The following is a 26,254-nucleotide window of genomic DNA, read 5'->3' as shown; positions in this document are numbered from 1 at the left end:
AGAATGCAGCAGCTTTGCCGGGGGAGGCGGTCTGTTTGGCAATAGGATCCGATTGAGTAATCAGGACATCAGGATGATTCAACCGACCTTGACAACTCGGGGTTTCCGCATTGTTTATTAAATGGTGTTCCGCACAGCGACAGTCCTGCTAATTGCCCTCCAGATGTTATTCTGGGGCGTGCAGTTACATGCCTATGCGCCTGATTGCGGCGAAGAAGTCAACATGGGTTGTTGCGCAGGAAGCGCTGAGCAATCCAGCGAGAAAACCAGTTCACAGCCCTGTGGGATGAACTGTCTGTGTTGTATTGTTGGGGATGAAGTTCCAGAGGAAACGCCCTTGCCGCACCTTTTGGATTACCAGCAATCCATGACCACAAGTGTGGTTCCAACGGCCCAAACTGGTCATTTGCCCATATTCTCTTCGGCTCCTTCAAGGAGTGCTGACCGTGATCGGTATTTTCTGCCTTCCCACGGACCACCCAGAGCTATTCTGTCTAGCTGGCAGTTGTGAGTCTATCTGAATAAGCGGGAATCGCCCATTGGCGAGGCCCATCCGCGTCCGGTTGTTCCGGACGCTTACTGACTTCGCGAATCTCATTCGCAATGAATCGCAGCAACTTATTCAGATTGTTATGGAAGATAAATTACAGGCACTAAGCCGAAGTAGAGACAGGGAGAAGCCCTCTCCCAATAATAAACCCACCCGGCGCTGGCGACAAACCGCCGTCGCAGGCATTCCATGGATACTGGCAGTTATCGCCGTGCTCCTGGTACTCATCCTGTTCGGGGAACGGATGCTTCCAGCGACATCCGTTGTCGTTGAACCAGTCGTCACCCTGCCCGAGACAAAGGGTGGGAATCCCACTGGCGGTGCGGTTTTGGAAACCCGGACCGGCAACCCGTATGCAGGCACGGCCCTATTCCAAGCTTCCGGCTGGATTGAGGCGGATCCTTATCCTCACCGGGCAACAGCGCTGGCCGGCGGGATTGTGGACAGGGTTCATGTGCTGGAAGGTCAATCGGTCAGAGCGGGGGATCCGATAGCAACCCTTATTGATGACGATTCGGAACTCCGGCTGAATATGGCAGAAGCCAATCTCTCAGCAGCGAAAGCGGCTTTGGATGCAGCGGCAAGCGAGCAGGAGCTGGCCCATGCCCGAATAGAAAGTATGCAACAGCAGATTGAGGTCGCAGAGGCTCGTCGACAAGAGTTGAGCGACCTGGCCATCCGCGCAGAGGATCTTGGTCCGGAGGTTTTGGCTGAGCAGGAAATCATCCAGGCTGGATTGAGACTTCGCACACAGGAGCAGACGGTTGAGGCCCTGAAAGCGCAGGTGCTCGAGCGTGAACTTGAGGCACAGCGTCTTGGTGGACAATTGCGGGTCCGCAGCAGCCTTTTAGCAGAAGCGCAGGTCCGACTCAGGGAGGCGCAATTGGAGTTTGACCGCATGATTGTCCGGGCACCCGTGGACGGGATCATCCAGCGCCTGATGGTCGCTCCGGGGCAGAAGAAGGTCCTGATGGCCGATAATCCGGAATCGGCCACGGTAGCGATTCTATTCCAGCCTGAAAAGCTTCAAGCGCGTATTGATGTGCCAATCGCGGAGGCCGCACGATTGTCCCCGGGGCAGGCCGTTCTTGTGGAGAGTGAGTTTCTCGGAGGGGTGGAGCTGAAAGGTCATATACAGCGGATTGTTGGTGAAGCCGACCTGCAGCGGAACACACTCCAAGTCAAGGTCCGTATCGATAACCCGCCCGCAGGACTGCGACCGGAAATTTTGTGTCGTGCCCGTTTTCTGGATACAAGAGTTACAGATAGTTCAATTCAATCCGGACCTGAAGGTGTTGTCGAATCCGGCACCGGTGGAGCGCGCGGGTTAAGTGTTCTTGTCCCCACGCTGGCCCTTTACGACGGCTCCGGCCCTGAGCCATTTGTCTGGGTAGTGGACGAGAGTGGCCGCCGGACAGAACGCCGTCAGGTAAGATTGGCGGGTGAGGAACGGGATGGCTACGCCCTTGTCAGGGAAGGGCTACGGCCCGGTGACCGTGTCGTGGTCAAGACATCGAGTGAGTTGCGGGAAGGTTCCCGTATCCAATATTAATGACAATTCAACTTTTAAAAAATGAATAACGAGAACCATTTTATCATCTGCGAGAAGCTGGGAAAAAGCTATCGCAAAGGGACAACCACAGTAACCCCGCTTGAGGAACTGGACCTGCAAGTTGAGCGGGGCGAATTTCTTGCCTTGATGGGGCCTTCCGGCTCGGGCAAGACCACTTTGTTGAACTGCCTTGCCGGAATTGACCGGCCCAGCTCTGGCAAGTTGTTTATCGGTGGCGAGGACATTGCGGGAATGTCCCGCGGGGAACTGACAACCTGGCGCGGTAAGCACTGCGGTTACATTTTTCAGCTCTATCACCTTGTGCCCATTTTGACGGCGTTTGAGAACATTGAGTTACCCCTTCTTCTCGACAAGGGACTCAGCAAGTCAGGGCGACGTTTTCGCGTGGAGGCCGCACTTGACCTTGTCGATTTGGCCGACCGGGCCACTCACTTTCCCTCGGAATTGTCCGGTGGACAGGAGCAGCGCGTGGCCATCGCCCGGGCGATTGTCACCGATCCACAATTACTTGTGGCTGACGAACCAACCGGCGACCTCGATAGCAGTGCCGCCGGGCAAATTCTTGATCTCCTGCAACGCCTGTCCAGAGAGCACGGGAAAACCATTGTCATGGTGACCCATGATCCGCGCGCCGCTGATGCAGCCGACCGCTGCCTGCATTTGGAAAAAGGCCAGTTGCTTGAAGCGCATCAAAAAGAAAAGGCCACCGCATGAGACAGTATTTCAACTTGTTCAATCTCGCCGCAAAGCAAGCCTGGCGGCACAAGACACGAAGTATCCTGACTATTCTGGGAGTTGCCGTGGGCATGTTTCTCTTCAGCAGTGTAGAGACCATGCAGGCGGCACTCAGCAAGGCCACCAGCGTGACAGCCAATGACACAACCCTCGTCGTTTACCGGGAGAACCGGTTTTGTCCGGCAACTTCACGTCTTCCCGAGCATTACTTGAGTGAAATCCGCAAAATTGACGGTGTTGCAGAAGCGATACCTATCCAGGTCGCGGTGAACAATTGCGGTGCCAGCCTCGACGTCATTGCATTTAGAGGTGTGCCCAGGGAGAACTTGCAAAGCTACAACCCTGACTTGGAACTGCTTGAAGGCTCTTATGACGACTGGATGAAGCGCTCTGACGGGGCTCTTGTCGGGCAGACCTTTGCCATCAAGCGAAACCTGAACACGGGTGACACCTTTGAGGCGGTCGGGGTTCGCGTGGTGGTGTCTGGGATCATCCGGTCACCGAATGCGCAAGATAACAATGTTGCTTATGTGCATTTACCATTCCTGCAGCAGGCGAGCCGGGTGGGGCTCGGGACCGTTACGCAGTTCAATGTGCGTGTAACGGATCCTTCGCAGCTCGATCCAGTGGCGGAAAAGATCGACGCCCTATTCAAGTATGACAGTGCCCCGACAATTACTCGTCCGGAGAAGGCCTTTTTTGCCCAGACTGCCAAGGACATGGTGGAGATGATCGGGTTTACCCGCTGGCTGGGCTTCGGGGCGGTCCTCGGGGTTCTTGGTCTGGTGGCCAATGCACTCCTGCTGGCCTCGCGATCGCGTATCAAGGAAGGCGCTATCCTCCAGACAATTGGCTTTCAGCAGCAATCAATCGGGTTATTGGTTGTTTTTGAAGGGATATTACTGGGGCTTGCCGGCGGTATCCTGGGCAGCTTCGGGGCCGCGGGATTTTTCAGTTGGCAACGATTCACTTTTGGCAGCGAAGGCCTAACTCTGGCGCTGAATCCAAGCAGCTCCGTGACCCTTGCCGGCATCGTCATTGCGCTTGTTCTGGCTTTATTATCATCGGTGTGGCCAGCCTTCGAGGCAGCGCGCCGGCCCATTGTTGAATCCTTAAGAGACTCCTGAGCCATGCTTCCATTTTCATACGCCTACCGAAACCTCATTCGTGAACCGGGCCGCTTTCTTCAGAAAGCAGGTGGCTCGGCACTTGTGATTTTGCTGATCATCGCCGCCGGTTCCTTCAATAGTGGCATGAACGGACTGCTTCAGGCCAGCGGGTCCCCGGACAACGTCATATTTCTCGGGGCTGGTTCCGAGGAGAGTGTCGAGCGAAGCCAGATTTCCATGCAATCCGAGTCAATGATCACTGCTGGTGTGCGCGGAATATCCGAGCGCGCGGGTGTGTCCGCGGTGTCAGGAGAAGTTCACTACAACGGAATGCTCGGCATTCCCGGAGTCAACCCGGCACAGGGTCTGACCCGCGGAGTCACTCCGGCGGTTTTTGAAGTGCACCAGGAGGCGCGACTTTTGGAGGGCCGGTGGCCTGCGTCAGGTGAGGTCATTGTGGGCCGGCTGGCCCATCACCTGATCGGGGTAGGTCAGGACGATCTTGCCGTTGGAAATATCCTCCTCTTTGAAGGAGAGGAGTTTCGTATTTCGGGACGATTCGATGCCGAAGGGACGGTCATGGAGTCCGAAGTCTGGTTTAACCGGAGTGACCTGATGACTCTGATCCAGCGGGAAACCCTTTCCTGTGTGGTGATCCGTCTGGATGATCCAGCTGACCTGAAACGCGCTGACTTGTTTGCCAAACAGCGTCTTGATCTTGAGTTGGTGGTTGTATCGGAAAGTGAATACTATGCCAATCTTTCCGCTTTCTACGGACCCATCCGGAGCATGACGTGGCTCACCGCCGCCATGGTGGCTGTAGGGGCGATTATGGGCGGCCTTAACATGCTGTACGCATCTTTCTCAGCCCGTGTTCGCGAGTTGGCCACGCTTCAAACACTCGGTTATCGCCGGCGATCAGTTCTGCTTTCTCTTATCCAAGAAAGTCTTTTCACGCAGGCAGTGGGGCTCGTTTTGGCCGTTTCATCCAGTCTGCTGCTACTTGATGGAACCATGGTCCAGTTTTCAATGGGGACCTTTCGCATGGAACTCACCGGGACTGTTCTTCTGGTGGGGTTTATTACTGCGCTTCTTCTTGGAACGATCGGGACCCTTCCGCCAGCGATCCGTTGCTTGCGAATGCCCGTCCCAACAGCCCTCCGGTCGGGCTAAATTTTAACAACAGACTTAATCTAACATTAACACAATACAATGAAACATACGAAAACATCCGTACTTGGACTCATCGCTCTTTTTGCTTTGCTTTTGGCAGGTTGTGGAGGTGAATCGAATAACAAGGTAACAGCTGAAGTCACAGCTGAGCCCGTTGACCAGCCGACACGCTTCCTCCTTGCGGAGATGCCGAACAATACGACCAGCCTTGTCAGCGCCTTGGAGTCCGCGAGTGCCGGGGATCCAGTTGTGGTCACCGGTCGTATTGGCGGGACCCTCACTCCGCTGTCGGAGGACTTTGCCGGCTTTGTGTTAACCGATGAATCCGTCTATTTCTGCGATGAAGGTGGCGAGGAAGGCCACTGTCCGACACCCTGGGATGCCTGTTGTGAAGATCCTGACAAACTTGCAGCATCGCGGGCTTTCGTTCAGTTTGTTGACGACAATGGAGACCCACTTCCAGTCAACCTTCGTGAATCAGCCGGCTTGTCAGAGAACGCAACCGTGGTCGTTAAAGGAGTCCTCTCGATAGACTCGGTCCCGGGCAACGTAGTTGTCATCGCTGAGGGAATGTCGTTAGTGGAATGATGGCTTTCTGTCGGGAGCTGAAAGTGAATTCAGCTGGTCTCCAGAGGGTCAAGGCGATGGGATAAATACCCAGCCACCAGCATCTTCAGTTCCCGGTTCCGGGATAAATGCCCAATTATCCAGGGAGACGAAATAAATCCAGGGGGCAAATTCAGCGTACAGCAGCCCGGTCCACCCAATTGTGTCCACATAGCCGTCGACGATGGGGTAGCCACCCCATTCGGTAGGGCTGTCATTGCCCCCGCCAAGATAGTAGATGCCTTGGGCTCCAACGGCTACCCGTCCGCTGTCACCGATTGCCATTTCACTCATATCAAACAAGACGGTTCCGTCGGCCACCGCATCAGCCGTCCACGAGGCTCCGCTGTCAAAAGAAGTGAGCAAGGCATAGCCGCCCGTCGCGTAGAGGGTCGTGGGAGTAGCTGGATCCTGATCAATATCGGAAATGTATGTGTTGTTGCTGGTTTCAATGATCGTGGGATTGCCTGGGGCGGACGGATTGGTTGTTGGTTCGAAGACGACCCCGCGGCGGGTGCTGAAATCACCCGGTGTTTCAAAGGTCACCCCATAGACTAACGCATTACCATCCAACTCGATACCGCCAAGAAGCCAGAGTCCTGAATCCGCGACTGCAGTTGTAAAGTCCGTTCCATTGGTCGAAGTAAGAACGCTGGATTCCGGCCCGGACCCATAGGCGTAATAGGTTCCCTGATACAGAAACGCATCCCCAATGTTATTGTTCCCCCGAAGCTTTGTATAGATCAGATTGCCATCCACATCGAGTGAAATGTCAGCACCTCCATCCGAAAAGGGGAATGGAAATTCCCCAGCCCGGTCATTCCATGTCTGCCCGCCATCGGTGGACTCATAAAGGAAATCCCCGGACCCGCTTCGGCCAGTAGCCCAGAAGGCCATTGTTGATCCATTGGACCCATATTCCACATCTTCAATTGCCCAGCCAGCATCAAGAACCTCAGTAAAAGTCTGCCCTCCATCTGTTGAACGGGCAATTTTACCCCAGCCATTTACCGCAATAAAAACCCCGCCGCCATAGGCCACACCGCTCCAGGAATTCAAGAGCCCGGCGGTGTCGGATGTTTGCCAACCTTCTTGGGCACAGAGCGGCGAAAGAGAAGTGGCTAAGATTGCAGTGAGTTTTAGTATCCAATTTCCAATGCGTGATGTATCCATCATGTTTGGAAATAATTTTTTTTCGGCACTGTCAAGAATCAGTATACATTTTGTGTCAGGGAGATTTGCAGAACGGTCAGAGCCGGGCTTGTACCGTAATCAACATCATTGATTGTAATGGTGTTGTCCTTGTTTCTAACCCAGTCGAGCTCCTTCCCGGACTGCAGGTTTTTAACCGATTCAACTTTGTGGACCCCGAGGGCCTGTGTCGTGAAAGTCCCCAAGGACCGGTCTTGATACCCCTCAAAAACATGGGCAAAGATCCGGTTGTCCCGATAGGTAAATCCATATTCACCGTAGAGTGGTTGCCACGGTCCTCCGCGGGTTTCGTAAATTGCCTCACCGACAGATTCCAGCCAGTTGCCAACCTTCACGAGGACATCCCGCTGGTTTTCAGGGATACGGCCCTCCTTGTCCGGAGATACATTGAGGAGCAGGTTGATATTCCGCACCGCACAATCTGACAAGTAGACGACTACTTCCTCGAAACTGAAAACAGGCCTGTTCGGGCGGTAACCCCAGCCGCCTTTCATCAGCGGCATACACTTTTCCGTGGGTTGAATGCGAACCGGTCCTGCTGATGCAGAAACGCCTTCCTCGCCATGGACATCGCCGATCCAGCTGAAGCGCTCATTCACGATCAGTTGCGGTTGAAACTTCCTGACCAACCCCATTATTCCATGGGCCTTTCCGGATTCCTCATCACGGACCTTAAAAGACTCATCGATCGGCCATTCTGTATCAGGATCCTGATACAACCCCGTATCCCAGAAGAGGTCCTCCAGTTCCGCGTCAGCACTTTGACCCAGCCATGCCCCGTCCCAGAACATGTACTCGATCGGACCATAATTCGAAAAAAGCCGGGTGACCTGCTCATAGACTTCCTCCTTCATCACACGGGCGTTTTCCTTGTGCCATTCGGCTGTCTCATAGCCCCAGACGTTCGGTTTGCAGCCATTGCCCCAGACATCGTAGTACCCCGGATAACGCCAGCTCATTGGAGAGTAATACAAACCAACGTGAATTCCTGCTTCACGGACAGCATCCGTGTATTCCCTGATCAAATCCCTCCCGAGGTGCTTCACACTGGTCCAACTGTTGGGGTGCTGGCTGTCGAAGAGGGCGTATCCGTCGTGATGACGAGCAGTCAGAACCATGTATTGCATACCGGCAGTTTTAGCGAGCTCGGCCCAGTCTGCAGGGTCAAATTCGGAAGCGGTAAATCCATCCACGGGATTTTCTGCCCGGATTCTGTACTCGTCGGGTGGATAGGCTTTGTTGTGCATGACCCATTCGGAGCCCTCATCCATGGCAGCATACACGCCCCAATGGATGAACATGCCAAACTTTGCATCGAAATACCAATCCATCTCGGCATCGGATTTCTGGGCGGCGCCTCCCTCCGAGAGAATTGGCCTTTCCTGTGGTTCAATGAAGGACTGCACCTTTAGTGGCGGGGCCTCGCCCAGATACTCCAGATGGATTGTATCGGCATACCCTTTTCCGGGACCACTCGGGTGCATAAGTATGACGAGCATATCCTTGGCCGTTCGCGCTGAAACAAATTCGAGGCTGACTTCGGTATATTCTGTAAGGGCACTGGAAACAGACATTTTCGCTCCACCATAGTCACTGGCAATCAATTGCACTTCCTCCGCTCCGGCCTCGGTTTTAACAAAAGCCGACAAGCGGTACCGACTGTTTGGTCGTATCTCAACAACCTGCGCGCAAAGCCCACGCTCCGGGCCGAGCACGACGGCTTTGGCGCCAGTGTGGGCGTCATCCACTACCTTTGCCCGTTTAGTCCGCCAACCGCCCCAACCCTTCAAATTGCCCGTTTCAAAACCAGCATTAATGATATCTGCCGATTGATCCCCACCTGGTTGCGCTGCAAAACTATCGATGGATAGAACTAGGCAAGTTGCGGCGATGATCAGGCTCAGCCTATGGGGTATGATTATCTTCATGGGATATTGATGCTTAGAGCAAAATCAGAGGTCTGTCCATATGAATGAAAAACACCGCGGCGCTCGAGTGAACGTCGCGCTGCGGAAACGGAATTGTGACACGCTCCTTGTCGAACCGGAGCTTTACCTGTTCCTGCAGATCAAAGAACAAATCCCAATAGTCTTCCACTTTCACCCATGGACGGAAGGCGAAGTTGATGCTGCTGCCACCCATCTCCATCAGGCCGATCGTGGGCTTGGGTTCCGGGAGAATGCGCGGTTCGTCATCGAGAATACCCAGCCGGATTGATTTCACTTTGCCAATGGCCCTCTACTGGGCCTTGCATCTGGCTCTACAGGGACGCTTCAAGCCGGAAAATCTGGGCCCCCTCCGTTCCGGGTTGCTGGATTCGGATCGTGAATCGATCAAATCCAGGCTCAATGTCCTCGGAAATGGTCAGGTCATCAACCGCCGGTGTCACAAGTGTCCATGTCGGATTGCTGAGGTCGGGAATTGTCCAAAGACTGAGACTGTAAGCGTGCAGGCCCTTCCGCTGGTAGAAGGATAACTGCAGGTCATTCAGGATACCCTCATGAATTGTAAGACTGCGGTCTCTGGCGCTCGACTGGAGTGGGGAAGTGCCGGTCATGAATTCCAAGCCGTTGGCCAAACCATCCTTGTCGTAGTCGTCCTCGAAAGCGCTTTCGGCAGCAAATGACGGATCAATGGTGATAAAGGGCTGGAGCCAGAGATCGTATTGTTCAGCAACGGTGGGCGGACCAAAGTCCAGTCGGGAGTAGACAAAGGGATGATCTGAGGCTGAACTGGACACGATTCCGTTCTGCAGTTCGCCCGGCACACTTTCCCAATTTGAGAGTAATTCGTTTGAGACCATGATGTGATCAATGTCGTCCCAACTCAAGTCAGCCACGGCTCCGCCAACGTGCGCAAAATCCGGTGAACCATCTCCGTCGACATCATCATAGAATCCCCAATCACTGATTTCCCCGTAGGCCCCGCCGCTATCAGCGACATTGAAGTCTCCAAGGACAATGAGTGAATTATCCGCATACTGGGTGTGGAGTTCATCCAGGAGCGTGGTCATGGAAAACAGGCGGCGGTCATCACTGCCACGACAACATTTTAGATGGAGGTTGATGAGTTGAATTTCACGCCGGAAAGCCGCAGGTCCAACCTCAACTGTCAGCAAAAAGGGAAGACGCCCCCTTGCAAAGCGCTCATCATCTGCTTCGATCCAATTCAGCATCACTTCCGATGAAAGGTAGGTCACGGTGGAGGTTTTCCACACGTATGCCTGACGCTGGGCTGGGAAACTCTCAAAGTCAGGATTCCACCAGTAGGAAAACTTCGGGTTGTATACGCCGTCCCAGATTTCGGTGGGATCCTGCGTGTTCAATTCAGCAATCAGGTCATCGAGGGCGTTGCCGTTGAGGGAATCAATGATCACTTCCTGCAAGGCGAAAATATCCGCGTCGAGGGCGAGGATTTCAGTGGCGGCTGCCTCAATCTGAGAACTGCGCGAACCCGACCAGCTTCCTGATTTGTCCGGGTATCCAAGCCACTCGGCATTATAGGTGGCCACAGTAAGGAGATCCTCCTGGGAATACAGCAGATCGGCCGATACGAAAAGCAAGCTGAGGGAAAGCCATGCCCTGAAGCAGAAGTGAAGGGGGTTCATGAACCGCTCAACACAAAGAAATAAACTTTCCGAGTCAATCGTTTGGTGTCGTACAGGATCAGACTCTGGTCAGCTCACTTGCTCACTCTACGTGGAAACGGCACGAAAGCGGGCGATGATTTATCCCTTTATTCAAATTCTCAGCTACCGCCGAGCAACTCGGTTTCGTGGATCCATTTACCTTTGACAAAATCGTAATATTCCCGGTCGCCGGGCGTTCCCCCTTCCTTGTAATAGGTCCACCCGGAATCCAGGCAGTAGAGGTAAACATATGGATAATCCTTCTCACTTGTCCAAGACCAGCAGCCGAGCCCGTGATCGTAAATTGTCAGGTCGTCCGCTTTTCCCTTTCCGATAAATTGCCAGCCATGTTCCACGTGCCAGTGCACTGAATTTTCCATCCTTTTCAAAAGCCCATACCAGCTGACTTTGTGATACCCGTCGCCCAAATCTTCCGCGCCGGAATCTTCTATAAACTTATCCCCCTCTTCGGGTGGAGTTAATGAACCGATCAGATGCCAGCCTTGGACCTTGTTTCCGTTGTATTCACCGTAGCCTGTCATCGAGTCTCCATCATCATCCACTGCAGCGATACTTTGAAACTCCCAACCACTGTGATCAATACCCGACAACAATTCTTCAAACCGATGAACAGATCCTGATTCGTCCCAGTAGACAGCCACAGATTCACCGTTGCTGCCGGTTAGAATACTGTACCCCACAATGATTTTTCCATCTCCGGAAATATCAGTGGTATATGTGGCATTATGGGGTAATCCCGGGGGATCCACGGGCAAGGTATCAAGCATTTTCACCAGATTGGAATCCAGAACCGCTGAGTGCTTATCGCCTGCAGCCACATCTGTGACATACGATAGTTCATATGGAACATTGTAGGATTGCTTGCCATTATCGAGGATAACAATCGTTCCATCATCGTAGAGAACGATGGAGTGTTCGGAACCTGCGGAAATGTCGACAGCGGGATCCTCGACATACCACCAGTCGCACTGACCCGAATTGTTCCTTCCCCACGCAAATACCACACCTGATTCATCAAGCGAAAGATTATGATAATAACCGGACTCAATCGCAACCAGGTTTCCCAGATTAAGCGGTTCTTCAGTTTGTCCATCCAGATTCAAACCCCATCCGACAAGAATGCCCTCCTCGGGGTCTTCCTCTTGCAGCAAAGCCAGACTATGTCCATATCCTGCGGCGACGTCCTTTACTGGGGCAAGACCTTCTGGAACGTCGGTTTGTCCATCCTCATTTTTTCCCCAGGCGACGACTGACCCATCTTCCTTGAGCGCGAGGTTATGATACTGGCCAGCCGCGATTGCTTTAACCGTATCCAGACCATCAGGAACATCGGTTTGCCCGAAATCATTATGTCCCCATGCAACAATAGTTTTGTCTGCCGTCAACGCGATCACGTGTGCATGGCCGACATCAATTTCAACTGCATTGGCAAGCCCCGTTGGCGGTTGAAGAAGTGGGTCATCGCTTCCCACAATAACGACTTCACCACTTTCCAAAAGGCCCGCGGTGAAACCAGACCCCGCGGCAATCTGAATTACGCCAAAGGCTTCCGTTGAATATGAAGTGGGTTCCCATGAATCATCCGATTCCCAAACAAAAATTTTCCGGGTTTTGGAAGGCCAGACAAATCCGCGTGTTTCCCAGACCGGATCATCTATCGTGCCAACATTGAAAGAAGTATTTCCCACGATGATTTCACCATTGTAGGAAGCGGCCACTGCGTAAGTGCCTTTGTTTTTGGCATACTTTTCGAATTCCTGAACGCTCCATCCAAAGGTGGGATCATTGATCCACCGGACAGCGATCTTGCTTGTATGAATATCAGACGTGCCAACCAACACATTCCCGTCCCCGGAAATTCCCGATGGGCGACTGCCTGTATATTCGGTGCCCGGCGTGAACTCCGGCGGTTCGTACATCGGCATCAGGGCAACGTCGTCTGAGTAAGGTTGCACTTTTGGATTATAACCAGGAGGAAATGTTGTTGGAAGTTCCCACCTATGGGTAAATGGGATCTGCCAATTTTGATAATATGGAGATTGAACAACTAGAGTCGTGGCCACGACCTGGCCATTATCCGAAATCGCATAAGCAGGTCCTCCAAATGATTCATCAAACTCAATCGCGACATCATTTATCCAGATCTTGGGATAGGAATACTCAGCACCCTCCCAAGTTCCATCCCCGACGACGATGCTTCCATCCCCATTCACGTCATAAGCAACCCCACCGGTCGAAGTTTCTCCTGCTTTTGGTGTCAATATTTTGAATGGCTCAGTCGTCTTATTGGGATTCCATCTATAGGCCTCCCAAATTGAGCCCTCCCTCGTCCTGCCCACAACAGTCGTGCCGTCGGCTGATATGCCGGCTTGCACGCAAGATCGCACACTGTCCTCAGGCATTTTAATATGGAGTAATTGAGCTTCCCCAAACCCCGAATTCCAGACACAGGGTGCCGTCAGCACCACAAAGAAAATTCCCCAATTCCTCATTGTTAGTCCCTCCAATAACAGTTCGGGGGAGCTTATATCAGTAAAGCGAAGATATGTCGATAATGAAACGATTGAAGATCCGACCCAGATGGTCTACCAGCAACGACCAACTGAAGCGGGGACCCACACCGGGAGGTCGATTATAAAACTCGATCAGAATTCATAATCTGCAACATTAAGGCTTCTGATTCGTTTGACGCGGTGCTTAAAAGGCATGCGATGCTTGGTCAAACGTCCACTGACGCGCTTGCGCCAGAGCCGGAAGCTCCCTGGTTTGAGGGCCCGGCGCATGACCTTAATGACCTCGGGTTCTCTCAATCCAGTACGCTCATGAATCGCCTCGAAGGTTGTTCGATCGTGCCAGGCCAACCTGACAATTGTGTCGATCTCCTTTTCGGTTAAGTCTGTTTTTTTATTGGACATGGAAAGTGTAATGAGGGCGAAATTCGTATATGTTTGGAAAGGTAGCTGCCTTTCTCAAAACTTCCACCCGAATGGGAAAAAACGCATGATTCAAAATTATGTGATAGCGCTTCGCTATTCCCGCAATAATTCGCTGATCCGCTTTCTTGCTCGGCCCATTCCCTTGTAGATTACCATCTCTTCCGGCATGGTCCCGAGTGCCTGGAGTAGGCCCTCACAGGCGGTGGAGTGATTCCGGACCTCGCGTAGTGGATGAACGGTGACACGGATACCAAAGAGAATGCCGCCGGATCTAGGAAGGGCGACAAGCGACTGATCTTCAAGTCGCCACCAGATTTCATCCAGCGTTACCTTATCGTCGAGGCGTGGCAGCTTGCGTGACGGGTGCTGATTCAGTTCAGGACTTCGGCTGAGCCCCCAGTTATGGCGCTCCCACGAAATGCCCGGACGGATCTTTGCCAGAAAGCCGTCGATTGATCGTCCCAGCGTGGCGTTCAGTCCGGGGACGGGTTCGTGAATCTCGGCGACGGTGTGACCCATCTTGGACCGCAAATCCCAGTGGGAGGGGAAACAAAGCCCGCCGCCATGGAGGCGAAAGAGCCCATCTGCCCCGGGCTTCAAGAGAAGAAAGTCGGTCTCCCAGCGTTCACAGAGCCAGCGGCATTGTTCTAGAGGTGGAAGACGAAGAACAGAGGCAATGTCGCTCCCGGATGGCAATGCTTTCCATTTCGCCGCGAGCTCCAGCAATTCCTCAAAAAGCGGTGCGCCCTCATCTGTGATGGCTGTACAGGCCTCTGCCGTATTTTCGAGCCAGTGTTTGCGTTCTGCAAGAACACGATTCGCCTGGGCACTGGGCTTATAGAATTGCGCCGGCTCGCCGCGCTCAAACCGCATTTTCAGGCGAAAGTCTTCCGCAGGAAAGATTGCACTCAAGTCCACAACATCAATGGGGTTCACCGGAAGGACCGCTCAGGTACCAGCCGGGCTTATTCTTCTCAGTCAGCAAGCTCACCGGCCCGGCGATAGAATGCCTTGATGTCCCTCGTGAATGCTTCACGGCTGGCTTTCCACGTGTAGAACATATGTCCGCCGGGGTAGTGATGCACGGTCAGCCTTTCCTTTTGCTCAGGAGTGAGCTTCATCAGGGCGAGTAACCGGTCGGAGGAGGTAAAGGCCGTGACTAGGTCAAACAATCCGTGAGTGAGGAATACCTGCATATGTTCGTTAAGGCTCATCCCGTAGCGCAAATCGTCAACTGCCCCAAACTGGCTTTGCAGGGAATGCGTCTGTTCATCGTTTTTCCACGACGTATTCACTTCGTGGCTAAGGAGCTCGTAATCGCGGTCGGTTACCAGGCCGATTTCGCGACGAAGCTGGGTGTTGATGGCCGAGGCGAAGACGCGTTCGAGAATGTGCAGGGTGGGGTCGGGCGAATCCAGTTCATCACGGTCCTGGAAGGGATCGGAAACGGCGACCGAGGCATCGTACAGGCCGAGGGTTTTGCCATCCTCGCGCAGGAGGTTTTTCACGAAGTAGGTAATACTGATCCGGCCGTTCTTCCTCAGCACAACAGGCCGTGGCATTCCGATAAAGTCAGCGGCGCTGTTGAACACTTGCGTGCGTTTGCTTTCTGACGCCATCTCACCTGAGGCAAGGACGGGCAACAATTCATTCAGGGCAAATGCGCGCGCCCGTTGGATGAAATCATCCATGGACTCCTGCTTTTTGGCTTTCCTTGATTTTCCATGGACAAACGCCGCGGCGGCCATGGTCGGAAAAGTATCGACGTAGGGCAGGACATTGTAATCGGTGGCGTCCAATAAACTGAACTCAAGCGCCGGGGAAATCATAATGGCTCCGGCCAGGCCGACCCCGTAATCCTTTTGCAGGACTTTCGCCAACTTGCCGACCCGGTAGCCTCCGTAACTTTCACCCGCGATGAAGACAGGACTTTCCCAGCGGTGATGCTGCGAAAGCCATGTGCGGACAAACTCCCCGATCGATTCGAGGTCGCGCTTCATTTTCCAGTATTCAGATGGCTTCTTTTGGGATTCGCCCTCCTTGGATGCTTGTTTCGAATCCTCTTTTGACGTGTCTTTCTCGATCATCCGGCTTAAGCCAGTCCCTACCGGATCCACAAAGACCAGATCCGTGAAGGTCAGCCACGTCTCCTCATTGTCGGCCAGCTTGTGGGGAGATGCCTTTGGCAGACCGGTCTCCGAAAGGTCTACCCGGCGTGGCCCCAAGGCTCCCATATGGAGGTAAACCGAGGAGGCACCCGGACCACCATTAAAGACGAAAGTGACGGGTCGGTCGTTTTCCCCTTCGCGGGTGTAGGTCGTGCAGAACACTTCCGCTGTAGGCTTCTCGGCCTTTCTGAGGACAATCCATTTGGACTCGGCCTTGTAGGCCATGGATTCCCCGGCGCAGCTTATGGAAAGCTGGGCTGACTGACCCTTTGGGGCCTCGTATTCGCTCTTTGATTCGGGTTTTGTTTCCTGTTTTTTCAATTCTGCCATGAGGCAATAATTCCCAATATTTGCTCGAGCGCAACCCTTGGAAACGAGGTTTATTCAAACTCGCTTTTGATGTGGATCTTCAGCAAGCCGCAATCCTTGCGCCATCTGTTGGTATCACCAAAGCGGTTGAAGTAGATATTCCCTTTGGAGTCGCGGGTGTTGTTGCCGGTATAAAGGCCACCTCCGAAGTTAGCAATGATCCGGGAGGTCCTTGTCGCCAGATTGAACTCAATTAAGTCCCCGCTTTGGGCGCCGTTCTCCCCGCGTGAAATGATCCCGTAAATATTCTCCTCAGACTGGTCCAGGGAGATGCAGGAAATGTTGCGGATGTAGGCGCCCTGATTGAGAAGTTCCTGAGGAAGCATCTGTCCCATATGTTCCCACGACTCCGTTGTTGTGTCCAAATGGTAGAGCTCACCTTGGGCGGTCACGATGTAGATTTCAGTTTGATCTCTCGAAACGGTTTGTCCGCTCCAGAACCCTCCGGTGCATTGAAAATCGAGCATGGCCAATTGATCAGAGGCAATGTTGTACCGGTAGACGTTGAAGGAAAGGTCGCGCTGATCGGGCGATTCGGTGCCCCGGTAAATGTAAACGTTGCCATTGGGACTTGCCACAATTTCGCGACTGATGGGATTGCCCAGCGACCATGGAATGCCGGGTACAATCTTGTCGATGGCCCCCGTTGTGTGATTCAGGAAAACAATATTGCCGAGGGGATGTGAGTACCCAAAGAGGTGGTCGCCGTAGGGGATTGGGGAAAGCGCGACAATGCCTTCGTTGACGGTAGCGACCCCACCCGGATAGTCCTTGCTGAGATCCTCGAGTGTTTCGTTTTGTACGTCCCAGCCGAAAATATGCGAGCCTCGCATATCGTTCAGGCTGTTGCCCGGTTCATACAGTTCCTCCTTGAAATCGTGGAACCCCTGTGAGCCCATGTAGAGCTTGCCGTTGATGAAGGGCATGTAGGTGTGTCCCTTCGGTACTGACTCACCGAGCAGATAGTTGTCCGCCTCTTGCAACGCGGTGATGTAGGTCCCCAGAAAATCGTAAGTGCCGGCATTCTGGTTGTAGCGGAAGAGCGACATATCTTCGATTTTCCAACTCAGTTCTGTAGTGAATCCAAAATACACATTCTCCTGGTTGTCCATTCCGATGTTGTCCCAGGACTGTACGACACCCGGAAAACGTTGCTCGTCCAAACGGATCAACTCATAGGAAACCTTTTGATTAAGGGGACTCAAGTGGAGTTGAAAAAAGCCGTCCGTGTAGGTGGCTTTTGAGATCAAATACGAGCGTTCCATGATCACCCCGTGAGCATCGGCTCTGGCTTCAGTGGCGGATCGAAGGATATCGAATTCTCCGGAACGCAAACGGTTAAGGTCCACCTTTGTCCAGTCCTTCAGGTTCTCCGAATACATGAGCTCAAGAATCTGCTCATCCTGATTCAGGTCCATGCGCTCATCGAAATTCAGCTGGAACGAACCCGCTGTGCTAAACTCCCTCAGCTCCAGGGAGTCGAGCGTATTGTTCGGATCTTGTCCAATAGCATCAGCGGTACAAAACCTCATCCCCACAATGGTAAATGCCGCCATCTTGAGGTAGATAGATCCGGTTGGGGACAGGGCGCGTTTGCTCAGAAGCAATTGCATGCGATAATTTGACTCTACCTGGGCTCAATACGCAATTGAAGAAACAGGCCTGGGGCGGATTGATCGACGGGGGCGAGTGAACGCACTGAGACACGAAAGGTGCCATCCTGGTTGTCCACGGATGGAGCGAATTCCACGGTGACCGGTTCATCCAGATTGCTACGCCAGTTCAGGAGATCGTTCGAGACATTAACCTGATAATTGGGTGCGTCTTTATCAAACCGCTGGCGGTAGACAAGGGTGGGGAAGAGGCCTTCGTCGGGAATATCAGCCAGTTGGAAGGAGAGCGGGTTGATTTCCTCGCTGCGGGTTGGGTCTGTGAGGAAGGCGAACTCGAGGTAGTTTAGGAGGCCATCCCTGTCCAGGTCTGCCTCCGCTGAGGCAAGTTGGGGATTGGCGAGTTCGGCAGGGGAAAGGAAACCACCCAACCAGAGACGGTAGGGATCGGATTGCAGGTCAAGGATGGCAGCGGCGTAGCGTTGCCCGAGCAACCGTTGCGAATGGGCATCAAAATGGATTTTCTGGTCAGGGCGGCCGCGCAGTCCAACGTTGTCGACACAAAAGGTGTTGCTCAGCTGGTTGGGGAGATCCTCAAGGGCTGCCTCCACGATGGCGCGGTTGGGCAAGCCGGTAAAAAAGACAGTTGTGCCCCCTTCGTCCACCCAGCTCGCAGGAACGAACTTACCGCAGATAAAGGGCAGGGAGGGATTGCTGAAGGATTCCCGCAAATTAGTCACCAGTGTCTGGAGACGCGCTGCGTAGCCTTCAGGATCTGGATCGGGATTCGTGTTGTTGTTGCTGTTGTATTCACCCTGGTGCCAGAGAACGCCTTTCAGAATACCATATTGAGTTGCGGCGGTCACCCTCTGGACAGCTTCGTCGTAGAGGTAATAATTCAATCCTGTGAGCGGGTTGACCTGTTTGTTGTCGATGACACCGGGTGCCCACCACTGTATTGCAGATGATCCGATCGCATGGTTTATCAGGCCAATGACAATTTCCGGGTCGGACTGCGCCGCAAGCAGGGTCTTGCCGAACTCGACTCCCATTCCGATCGCGCCCGAAGATGATGTGGTCAAGGCCGTCAGCGGATGGCCACCCTTTACCCAGACGCTCTCCAATCCGTTGCGGCTGCCAAATTTAAGAACCCGCGGATCAGGTGCGTCCAGTGAGGGATCATAGGGCGCCCCTGCTCCCTGCATGTTCGATTGGCCTATCAACAAGTAGATGTGGAGTTTTTCCCTGGGTGGCAGGCCGATCACCGAAACACTGGAAGTAATCGTGTCATTTAGCGTCAAGGTGTAGGTCTGCTCCCCGATTGGGGCGACGGCGATGCTGCCAGAACCGCCCTCGGTCAGGTAGAGCACATTACCGATATCCGGAGAAATTTCGAGCGATGTCACATTGCCACTGACCGACCAACTCAAGGTGGGCGTTTCCGGCATCTGGGCAAAAGGCACATCAGCCATGAACGTATCGATGCCGGGTCGGTCCACTGATCCATTAAACGCCAGCTCATTCAACCCGCTGAAGGATCCCGAACCATGGTTTGAATTAACCCGCATGACAACCGATCGCACGCCCGTGACCGTCGTGGGAAAGGCGATGGTTTGTGCCGGATTTTCCGTTCCCCAGATTGCAGCAGCCAAAGACAAGTCAATCGGCTCACCAATCTGGGTCCCGCTGCCTCCCGTACCGGAGAAAAAGGACAGGGTACAATCCTTCAAGCCGGCGTTGGGTGATGTGGAGCCGTTGTCCCCGTTGCGAAATTGATAATTCCAGACATGCATACCATCGATCTCGGCCTCGCTGGCAAAGTCGAAGACCAGGTTGAATCCGGATAGCGTCCCTGAGGCAGTCGCGTAGTTTTGCCCGGATGAAATATAACTCACGGAGGTGTCTATAATATCTGCCGCAGTGGTGAACCCGTTGTTGATCAGGTTTTCCGGCGGGTAGTTGACGTTGAATTGACCACCGGTTGTGCTCACGGAGTCCGCATAAATGAAGCGTTCGGGCAATCCTTGGCCAAAAGCGCTGATCTCGGCTTGAAGCAGACCAAGGATCAGTAAACAGCATGGAAACAATTGAAGACGAAGGCGCTGGTGCTTAATCATGGGAAAATTCCGTGGTATTGATAACTCTTCCCGACGTGTTCCATGGCAAGGAGGAAGGCGGCCGTCCTCATGTCCTTCAATCCACGTGTTTTCCACTCGCTTCGGATCCGTTCGTAAGCTCGGATCATTGTGTAATCGAGAGCGTGTATAACGAGTTCCTCTTCACTTGGACCAACAATGAGTCGACTCTTACGATCCTCCGGCAATCGTTGCCCGGTAAGCCGTTCCATCTCACTGACCAGTTCCATTTTGACCAGTTCCTCATGGCGCGAGGTCATCCGGTCGAAACTCACTCCTGCGCGGTTCTTCAACCACTCGAAGTAGGAAACGGTGACGCCGCCCGCGTTGAGATAAAGGTCGGGAATCATGAAGATACCGCGCTGCAGAAGGATGGCTTCACCATCCTTGTCGACGGGTCCGTTGGCCGCCTCGGCAATCACCTTGGCCTGGATCCTTGATGCGTTCTCCGCCGTAATGACATTCTCAAGGGCCGCGGGGACCAGAATGTCGCACTCATATTCAATGAGCGCGGCGGAGTCCGGAATAAATTCCGCGCCCTCAAAGCCCTTCAAGGTGCGTGCTTCCTGCCGGTGAAGAAATGCTGCTTCCACATCGATCCCATCCGGATTCCAAAGTCCTCCCTCAAACTCCGCGATTCCGACAATACGGGCCTTTCCTTCGTCCTGCAGGGACTTTGCCGCGTGATAGCCCACATTGCCGAAACCCTGCACAATCACGGCTTTGTCCGACACACCCGGGGCCAGTCCGAGTTCTTTCATCAACTCAGTATCTTGGAGTGAGGTCCGAATTCCGTAGTAGACACCCAGTCCTGTGGCCTGGCGGCGACCCGGAATCCCCTGCATCGCAAGCGGCTTCCCGGTCACGCAGGCGTAGGGGGTCACACCGTCCTGCTTGAGGTTTTTGTAGGTATCGGCGATCCAGGCCATTTCCCTTTCGCCGGTACCGTAATCGGGTGCCGGAACGTCAATCCCGGGGCCGATAAAATTCTTCCGCATCAATTCGGAAGTATAGCGGCGGGTCACGCGTTCAAGAAACCTCTCTGATTCCTTGAAGGGGTTGATCCGGACGCCTCCTTTGGCCCCTCCAAATGGCACGCCGACAAGCGCACATTTGTAGGTCATGAGCGAGGCCAGCGCGATAGTCTCATCCAGGTTGACCTCCGCGCTGAACCGGATACCGCCTTTTGTCGGGAGACGATGGTAGCTGTGTTCGGCCCGGAAGGCCACCACCACGCGGATGGAGCCATCGTCTTCGCGGACGGGAAACCGCATGCGGTAACTGGCGTTGCACGCCCGCACCTGCTCGAGCAGGTCGGGGGAAAACCGGCTGTGCTTGGCCGCCCGGTCAAAGTAATGATTTACGCTTGTGTAGAAGGATCCTTTTGGCATCAGGAGGATTCTATGATTCCTTTGCAGATGAGATCAATCCCTATTAATTGTAGACGCTCCATCAATGGATGGCTCAAGGCACCACCTGGATGAGGAAGAACTGTATTGGTGAATTCACTACCGAGGGGGTGGGTCGTCAACCATAGGTCGCATTCCCTATTGGCACATGAGTCAGGTTCATCTTCCAGGATGCAATAGCTACTCCTGAGCTGAAGGCTTCAATGCTTGAACTCTCTTGACAGTACGACTCCCGCCAGATCGAGGGAGGTGACCGTGGAAAGGCCTCGCAGAGAGCTTCCTGAGCGATGACGCCTCTTGCGGGGATTGCCACATGGCACGGACCGTTGATGAATGGCACTCTGGACTGGCCAATTCGGGGCAGGGCGCTATGGATAGTTTCGGAGCACGAATAATTCACCATCTTATGACCATGAGCAAAGAGGCATTCAATCTACTCTGTCCAGCACGGCCGAGCGAAGTCAAAATCCTCGGACATAGCCTTGTCGACCAGCTTTTGACCGTTGAACGGAAAGTGCAGGGCCCGGAGCAATTCAGGGCGAAGCAGCAAATTATTGCGCATTTCGAGCGACATGAGCCGGATCTGTTCGGCTTTTTCCGGACGAATGCGATCAGCCCGTACCAGTTCCTGATCAAGGTCCAGAAGGCCTTTGAGACGCAATCCGACGTGACCTTCAACAACTATCTCGTTTCCAAAAAGGATGCCGTAGCGATGCTCACGCGCTATATTCCCAATCTGCAATATCTGCATGACAAGCAGCTCTACACGACTGCGGACACTTTCAAGGAGCTGGGGGCCTCGGTGGCCATCGGAGTAGTTGTAACCGGAATTGCCGAGGCCGTGGGAAGGGAATGGGTCGCAAGGCCCTTTCTATCCATGGAGACGGCGGTCCTGATTACGGCAGGTTCAGCGGTTGTTGTCTTTATGGCCTTTGCCGGATCAAAAAACCGGAATGTCTTTCACAAGGCCCCATGGAACAGCGCGATTTACCTCGGCGCGAACCTCCACGAGACGAACCCGGAGAACTGGGAGCGCGTGACGTGGAAACACATACAACGTCCATTTGATCCATTCAATGGATTTACCCTGTTCAAGAGCCGCCCTCATTACGAGGCGCTGGACGTGCACTACGGGAAAGCCCCCGCAGGAGACCGGGACTACCTCTGAGAAGGGGTGGTGCCGACCCTGTCGGGACTCTACCGCTGAAACAAAAAAAGCGCTCCCGAAATGGATGCGGTTAAAATGGCTGGGCGCATTCACCGATTAGGATGAATGGGAGAACTTTTTACGCTGTGTAGATCTTGGAATGGATTATTATTCCAAATTTCAGCAATCGCTTGCGTAACATGGACTCCTAATTACGATATGATAAAATGAGCTTTTTATTTTACTTAAATGATATTGTAAAACGGTGCTTTATTTTTTCAAATGTCACGCACGTTGCGGCGACGTTGGTTGCAATAACACTTGTATCCTTGCCTGTTGTAGCTGATGAATCCGCAGGATTTGTCGATCCGGCACCCCCCCCCGACTTCCAGGGAAAAATCGCTGTTGACATACGGGACTCGGAGCCCGACTGGGGACCATACATTCCCAAAGCTGCTCCTGAAGGAGCGCCCAATGTTTTATTTATCCTTTACGACGACACGGGTCTGGCAGCGTGGTCGCCATACGGGGGACGCATCCAGATGCCCACCCTGAATCGCCTCGCTGAGAACGGATTGACCTACTCCCAGTGGCACAATACCGCCCTCTGTTCACCAACGCGTTCGACAATCCTGACAGGCCGCAACCATCATCTGAACGGGATGTCTGCCATCACCGAAGGTGCCCAGGGCTATCCTGGATGGAGTGGACGCATTCCCGATGAGTGTGCCACAGTGGCCCAAGTTCTACAGGCCAACGGTTTCAGCACCTTTTGGCTGGGTAAAAACCACAACGTTGCAGAGCAGGATGTGGCCCCAGGGGCTGGGAGGCTTGAATGGCCCCTGCAGAAGGGCTTTGATAGGTTTTACGGTTTCCTTGGTGGCGAAACCAACCAGTGGTTCCCGGACTTGGTAGAGGACAACCACTTTATCGAGCAACCATACGGCCCTGAGGAGGGGTACCACCTCTCCAAGGATCTGGCAGACCAGGCTATCCGGATGCTGCGCAACCAGCGTGCCTCCAATCCATCTCGTCCGTGGTTTATGTGGTTGTGCCCGGGAGCCAATCACGCTCCACACCATGCGCCAGATGACTATATCGCCAAATACAAGGGCAAGTTTGACGATGGCTACGAGTCCTACCGCGAATGGGTCTTGGAGCGAATGATCAGTAAAGGTATCATGCCGGAGGGAACTGAGTTGACTCCGCTTAATCCGTTTCCCGAAGAGCTTGCCAATAAAGCAGATTATGTCCGCCCCTGGAATGAGCTGAATGCAGACGAGAGAAAGCTCTTCTCACGCATGGCAGAGGTATTCGCCGCTTTTTCGGAATACACGGACGCGCAAGTCGGCCGAGTCATCGACTATCTGGAGGAAACCGGGCAACTGGACAATACCTTGATTATTTACGCCGCGGACAACGGCACCTCAGGCGAGGGCAGTCCCAGTGGATCGGTAAACGAAAACAAATTTTTCAATGACTATCCGGATTCCCTCGAGGAGAACATGAAATATCTCGACAGTCTCGGCAGTCAGGAGACCTATAATCACATGCCCACGGGCTGGGCGGCAGCATTTTCGACCCCCTTCAAAATGTTCAAGCGTTACTCGCACTCGGGTGGCACCTGCTCGCCACTGGTCATCCACTGGCCGAAGGGGATCAAGGCCCGTGGTGAAATTCGTCACCAGTATGCCCATTCGGTGGACATTACGCCAACCATTATGGAGGCAGTCGGCCTCGAGATGCCGAGTGTCTATCGTGGAGTTCAGCAGTGGCCACTGTCGGGCAAGTCCATGGTCTACAGCTTTGATGCCGACCCGTACGGCCCGACCGTCAGGGAACGCCAGTATTTCGCTATGCTTGGCACACGGGGCATCTGGGAAAAGGGTTGGAAAGCGGTGGCTTTGCACGCCCCGTTGACAGACCGGGGACATTTCGACGATGATGAATGGGAGCTTTACCACGTTGAAAAGGACCGTTCGGAGAATAACAACCTCGCCGAGAAATATCCGGACAAGCTGGAGGCCTTGGTCGCAGCATGGAACACGGAAGCCGAAAGAAATCTCGTCTACCCGCTCGACGACCGTACAGCAGCTAAAATTCTAACCGTTGAGCGGCCGAGTGCAGAGCCTGTCCGGACACGCTACACCTACTTTCCTGGAACATCCGCCATTCCGGAGGGTGTCGCAGTCAGCATCCGCAACCGGTCCTACAAAATCCTGGCCAACGTAAAGATCGAGGAAGGTGCTGCCGGGGTCATTTTTGCCCATGGTTCGCGATTCGGCGGCCACTCACTGTTCATAAAGGATGGGAAATTGCATTACGTATACAATTTTCTGGGCATCAAGCCCGAGCAGCATTTTGCCTCACAGGAGGCACTTGAGTCCGGTAATTATATATTAGGGATGGAGTTTATCAGAACTGGCGCTGGCGAACACCGGGAAAGCATCGGCAACGCGAAGTTGTATGTGAATGACAAAGTGGTGGACGCAGGTGAAATGCGGACCCAGCTTGGGAAGTTCACTCTCTCCGGCGACGGGCTGTGCATCGGATATGATAGCGGGGATGCCGTTAGCGAGTTGTACGAGACGCCCGGGCGCTTCACCGGTGGAGAGATCCAGTCCGTGGAGGTGGTCGTGGATGAGGCAGCCTATACTGATCTTGAACTGGAGATGATGCGCAGCCTGCGTGACTGACTCTCAGCTGTAACGGTTAGTATCCCCATTCTCAATGCACCTTCCAATTACTCAAAGATCCATTAACTGTCTAGCGCTGGCGCTGTTCGGTGCTGCTTTGGTGGCTTATGGTAAGCAGCGGGATCCTCTCCCTTCATGGACCGAAGGACCCAACAAGGCCTCCATCATCGAGTTTGTGGAAACGGTGACCACTCCCGGATCTCCCAAATTTGTCCCAGAATCCCGGCGAATAGCCGCTATCGACAATGACGGTACATTGTGGACCGAGCAACCCCTCTATTTTCAGGCTCTCTACCTTTTGCAACGGATCAAGGAAATCGCTCCAGAGCATCCCGAGTGGAAGACAAAAGAACCCTTTGCCTCTGTTTTGCAGGGTAATTTGAAGAAAGCCCTTTCCGGGGGCGAGAAGGCGCTCCTCGAAATGACCCTGGCCACGCATGCCGGTCTCACCGAGGATGAATTCTCCGACTCTGTCAGGAGGTTTCTCTCCAGTGCACGCCACCCAACCACTGGACACCTGCTCACCGACATGGTCTACCAGCCAATGCTCGAACTGCTGGATTTCCTGAAGGCGAACAATTTCAAGGTCTTCATTGTCTCCGGTGGTGGCATCGAATTTGTGCGGATTTTTTCTGAGAACTTATACGGCATTCCGCCCGAGAGGGTAGTCGGGTCCAGCCTTGATGCAAAATATGAATTCCGGGACGGACAGCCGGTTATCGTCAAGCAGGCATCGATCGACTTGATTGATGACCACGCGGGCAAACCAGTGGGAATTCACCGCTACATCGGCCGCCGCCCCATATTGGCCATAGGAAACTCGGACGGGGACTTCGAGATGCTTGAGTATGTGACAACTGGTGATGGCCCACGGCTCGGAATGATCATTCATCACGATGACCCTGAGCGAGAGTTTGCCTATGACCGCGATTCTTCGATAGGCCGATCAGCGCGAGTCCTCGATGAAGGCCCGCAGCGCGGTTGGAAGATAATCAGTATGCAGAGCGACTGGAAGGTCATTCATCCAGAAGAAAAGAAATAGCACCATTTCCTGCCCGGAATCTCCCGAGGGGGATTGCTGATCTGACCGATGTAGAGTCGGCCTTTTTGATTCTCCAAGACATAGACAAAGTATTCGGACATAATAAAAGCGTCATCGGGTGAAATGACGCTTACA

At 53.6% G+C, this 26,254-nt stretch carries 19 protein-coding genes; 8 read left to right on the top strand and 11 right to left on the bottom strand.

From position 1 onward, the window contains the following. Window positions 1-632: 632 nt before the first annotated feature. The 5 genes from G0Q06_RS10695 to G0Q06_RS10675 are packed head-to-tail and all read left to right on the top strand — an operon-like array spanning window position 633 to window position 5,728. A complete protein-coding gene (locus G0Q06_RS10695; protein ID WP_163965715.1) occupies window positions 633-2,102 on the top strand; it encodes an efflux RND transporter periplasmic adaptor subunit in 1,470 nt (489 codons plus the stop codon). 21 nt (window positions 2,103-2,123) lie between these two features. Continuing rightward, a complete protein-coding gene (locus tag G0Q06_RS10690; RefSeq protein WP_163965713.1) occupies window positions 2,124-2,837 on the top strand; it encodes an ABC transporter ATP-binding protein in 714 nt (237 codons plus the stop codon). Next, window positions 2,834-3,985 (top strand): ABC transporter permease, encoded by a 1,152-nt coding sequence (locus tag G0Q06_RS10685; RefSeq protein WP_163965709.1) that lies wholly within the window; start codon window positions 2,834-2,836, stop codon window positions 3,983-3,985. The genes G0Q06_RS10690 and G0Q06_RS10685 overlap by 4 nt, the downstream gene beginning before the upstream one ends. Before the next feature lie 3 nt (window positions 3,986-3,988). Beyond that, entirely contained in the window at window positions 3,989-5,140 is a 1,152-nt protein-coding gene (locus G0Q06_RS10680; RefSeq protein WP_163965707.1) for an ABC transporter permease, read from the top strand. A gap of 39 nt (window positions 5,141-5,179) precedes the next feature. Next, window positions 5,180-5,728 carry a hypothetical protein gene (locus G0Q06_RS10675; RefSeq protein ID WP_163965705.1) on the top strand — a complete coding sequence of 183 codons (549 nt, stop codon included), beginning with the start codon at window positions 5,180-5,182 and terminating at the stop codon, window positions 5,726-5,728. 48 nt (window positions 5,729-5,776) lie between these two features. Here the strand turns inward: G0Q06_RS10675 and G0Q06_RS10670 are convergent, their stop codons facing one another. From G0Q06_RS10670 to G0Q06_RS10620, 11 genes are all read right to left on the bottom strand, one after another. Next, window positions 5,777-6,922 carry a beta propeller repeat protein gene (locus tag G0Q06_RS10670; protein ID WP_163965704.1) on the bottom strand — a complete coding sequence of 382 codons (1,146 nt, stop codon included), beginning with the start codon at window positions 6,920-6,922 and terminating at the stop codon, window positions 5,777-5,779. A 35-nt stretch (window positions 6,923-6,957) separates the two neighbouring features. Then, window positions 6,958-8,886, bottom strand: coding sequence for an alpha-L-fucosidase (locus G0Q06_RS10665; protein ID WP_163965702.1), 1,929 nt, complete (start codon window positions 8,884-8,886; stop codon window positions 6,958-6,960). Window positions 8,887-8,899: 13 nt separating this feature from the next. After that, complete coding sequence (locus G0Q06_RS10660) at window positions 8,900-9,181, bottom strand: hypothetical protein (RefSeq protein ID WP_163965701.1); 282 nt, start codon at window positions 9,179-9,181, stop codon at window positions 8,900-8,902. A 37-nt stretch (window positions 9,182-9,218) separates the two neighbouring features. Further along, window positions 9,219-10,565, bottom strand: coding sequence for an endonuclease/exonuclease/phosphatase family protein (locus G0Q06_RS10655; protein WP_163965699.1), 1,347 nt, complete (start codon window positions 10,563-10,565; stop codon window positions 9,219-9,221). A 140-nt stretch (window positions 10,566-10,705) separates the two neighbouring features. Beyond that, window positions 10,706-12,868, bottom strand: a complete 2,163-nt coding sequence (locus tag G0Q06_RS10650; RefSeq protein WP_163965697.1) for an RCC1 domain-containing protein — start codon at window positions 12,866-12,868, stop codon at window positions 10,706-10,708. Window positions 12,869-13,252: 384 nt separating this feature from the next. Further along, entirely contained in the window at window positions 13,253-13,522 is a 270-nt protein-coding gene (locus G0Q06_RS10645) for a TIGR03643 family protein (protein ID WP_163965696.1), read from the bottom strand. Between the two features lie 114 nt (window positions 13,523-13,636). Then, window positions 13,637-14,479, bottom strand: coding sequence for a heme-dependent oxidative N-demethylase subunit alpha family protein (locus G0Q06_RS10640; protein WP_163965693.1), 843 nt, complete (start codon window positions 14,477-14,479; stop codon window positions 13,637-13,639). A gap of 38 nt (window positions 14,480-14,517) precedes the next feature. Continuing rightward, window positions 14,518-16,041 carry a S10 family peptidase gene (locus G0Q06_RS10635; RefSeq protein ID WP_163965691.1) on the bottom strand — a complete coding sequence of 508 codons (1,524 nt, stop codon included), beginning with the start codon at window positions 16,039-16,041 and terminating at the stop codon, window positions 14,518-14,520. Between the two features lie 50 nt (window positions 16,042-16,091). Then, a complete protein-coding gene (locus G0Q06_RS10630; RefSeq protein WP_163965690.1) occupies window positions 16,092-17,693 on the bottom strand; it encodes a hypothetical protein in 1,602 nt (533 codons plus the stop codon). A 14-nt stretch (window positions 17,694-17,707) separates the two neighbouring features. Continuing rightward, window positions 17,708-19,807 (bottom strand): sialate O-acetylesterase, encoded by a 2,100-nt coding sequence (locus tag G0Q06_RS10625; RefSeq protein WP_163965688.1) that lies wholly within the window; start codon window positions 19,805-19,807, stop codon window positions 17,708-17,710. Beyond that, window positions 19,804-21,216, bottom strand: a complete 1,413-nt coding sequence (locus G0Q06_RS10620) for a Glu/Leu/Phe/Val family dehydrogenase (RefSeq protein WP_163965687.1) — start codon at window positions 21,214-21,216, stop codon at window positions 19,804-19,806. Before G0Q06_RS10620 ends, G0Q06_RS10625 begins: the two co-directional genes overlap by 4 nt. 430 nt (window positions 21,217-21,646) lie before the next feature. On the opposite strand from G0Q06_RS10620, the gene G0Q06_RS10615 reads away from it, so the two are divergent. The 3 genes from G0Q06_RS10615 (at window position 21,647) to G0Q06_RS10605 (ending at window position 26,119) form a co-directional block, all read left to right on the top strand. Continuing rightward, window positions 21,647-22,402 (top strand): hypothetical protein, encoded by a 756-nt coding sequence (locus G0Q06_RS10615; protein WP_163965685.1) that lies wholly within the window; start codon window positions 21,647-21,649, stop codon window positions 22,400-22,402. A 308-nt stretch (window positions 22,403-22,710) separates the two neighbouring features. After that, on the top strand, window positions 22,711-25,077 hold the full coding sequence (locus G0Q06_RS10610; protein WP_238710674.1) for an arylsulfatase: 2,367 nt from the start codon (window positions 22,711-22,713) through the stop codon (window positions 25,075-25,077). A gap of 34 nt (window positions 25,078-25,111) precedes the next feature. Further along, complete coding sequence (locus G0Q06_RS10605) at window positions 25,112-26,119, top strand: HAD family hydrolase (protein ID WP_163965682.1); 1,008 nt, start codon at window positions 25,112-25,114, stop codon at window positions 26,117-26,119. Window positions 26,120-26,254: the final 135 nt, after the last annotated feature.

It is taken from the genome of Oceanipulchritudo coccoides (assembly GCF_010500615.1).
In the GTDB taxonomy this organism is placed as follows: Bacteria; Verrucomicrobiota; Verrucomicrobiia; order Opitutales; family Oceanipulchritudinaceae; genus Oceanipulchritudo; species Oceanipulchritudo coccoides.
This window is presented reverse-complemented; position numbering and strand designations above follow the sequence as displayed.

What these genes read in the sequence shown, in the direction of transcription:
- G0Q06_RS10685 (WP_163965709.1), top strand. Translation starts at nt 2,834, where the DNA reads ATGAGACAGTATTTCAACTTGTTCAATCTCGCCGCAAAGCAAGCCTGG.
- G0Q06_RS10690 (WP_163965713.1), top strand. Translation starts at nt 2,124, where the DNA reads ATGAATAACGAGAACCATTTTATCATCTGCGAGAAGCTGGGAAAAAGC.
- G0Q06_RS10670 (WP_163965704.1), bottom strand. Translation starts at nt 6,922, where the DNA reads ATGATGGATACATCACGCATTGGAAATTGGATACTAAAACTCACTGCA.
- G0Q06_RS10655 (WP_163965699.1), bottom strand. Translation starts at nt 10,565, where the DNA reads ATGAACCCCCTTCACTTCTGCTTCAGGGCATGGCTTTCCCTCAGCTTG.
- G0Q06_RS10630 (WP_163965690.1), bottom strand. Translation starts at nt 17,693, where the DNA reads ATGCAATTGCTTCTGAGCAAACGCGCCCTGTCCCCAACCGGATCTATC.
- G0Q06_RS10665 (WP_163965702.1), bottom strand. Translation starts at nt 8,886, where the DNA reads ATGAAGATAATCATACCCCATAGGCTGAGCCTGATCATCGCCGCAACT.
- G0Q06_RS10625 (WP_163965688.1), bottom strand. Translation starts at nt 19,807, where the DNA reads ATGATTAAGCACCAGCGCCTTCGTCTTCAATTGTTTCCATGCTGTTTA.
- G0Q06_RS10645 (WP_163965696.1), bottom strand. Translation starts at nt 13,522, where the DNA reads ATGTCCAATAAAAAAACAGACTTAACCGAAAAGGAGATCGACACAATT.
- G0Q06_RS10620 (WP_163965687.1), bottom strand. Translation starts at nt 21,216, where the DNA reads ATGCCAAAAGGATCCTTCTACACAAGCGTAAATCATTACTTTGACCGG.
- G0Q06_RS10680 (WP_163965707.1), top strand. Translation starts at nt 3,989, where the DNA reads ATGCTTCCATTTTCATACGCCTACCGAAACCTCATTCGTGAACCGGGC.
- G0Q06_RS10615 (WP_163965685.1), top strand. Translation starts at nt 21,647, where the DNA reads ATGAGCAAAGAGGCATTCAATCTACTCTGTCCAGCACGGCCGAGCGAA.
- G0Q06_RS10675 (WP_163965705.1), top strand. Translation starts at nt 5,180, where the DNA reads ATGAAACATACGAAAACATCCGTACTTGGACTCATCGCTCTTTTTGCT.
- G0Q06_RS10695 (WP_163965715.1), top strand. Translation starts at nt 633, where the DNA reads ATGGAAGATAAATTACAGGCACTAAGCCGAAGTAGAGACAGGGAGAAG.
- G0Q06_RS10635 (WP_163965691.1), bottom strand. Translation starts at nt 16,041, where the DNA reads ATGGCAGAATTGAAAAAACAGGAAACAAAACCCGAATCAAAGAGCGAA.
- G0Q06_RS10605 (WP_163965682.1), top strand. Translation starts at nt 25,112, where the DNA reads ATGCACCTTCCAATTACTCAAAGATCCATTAACTGTCTAGCGCTGGCG.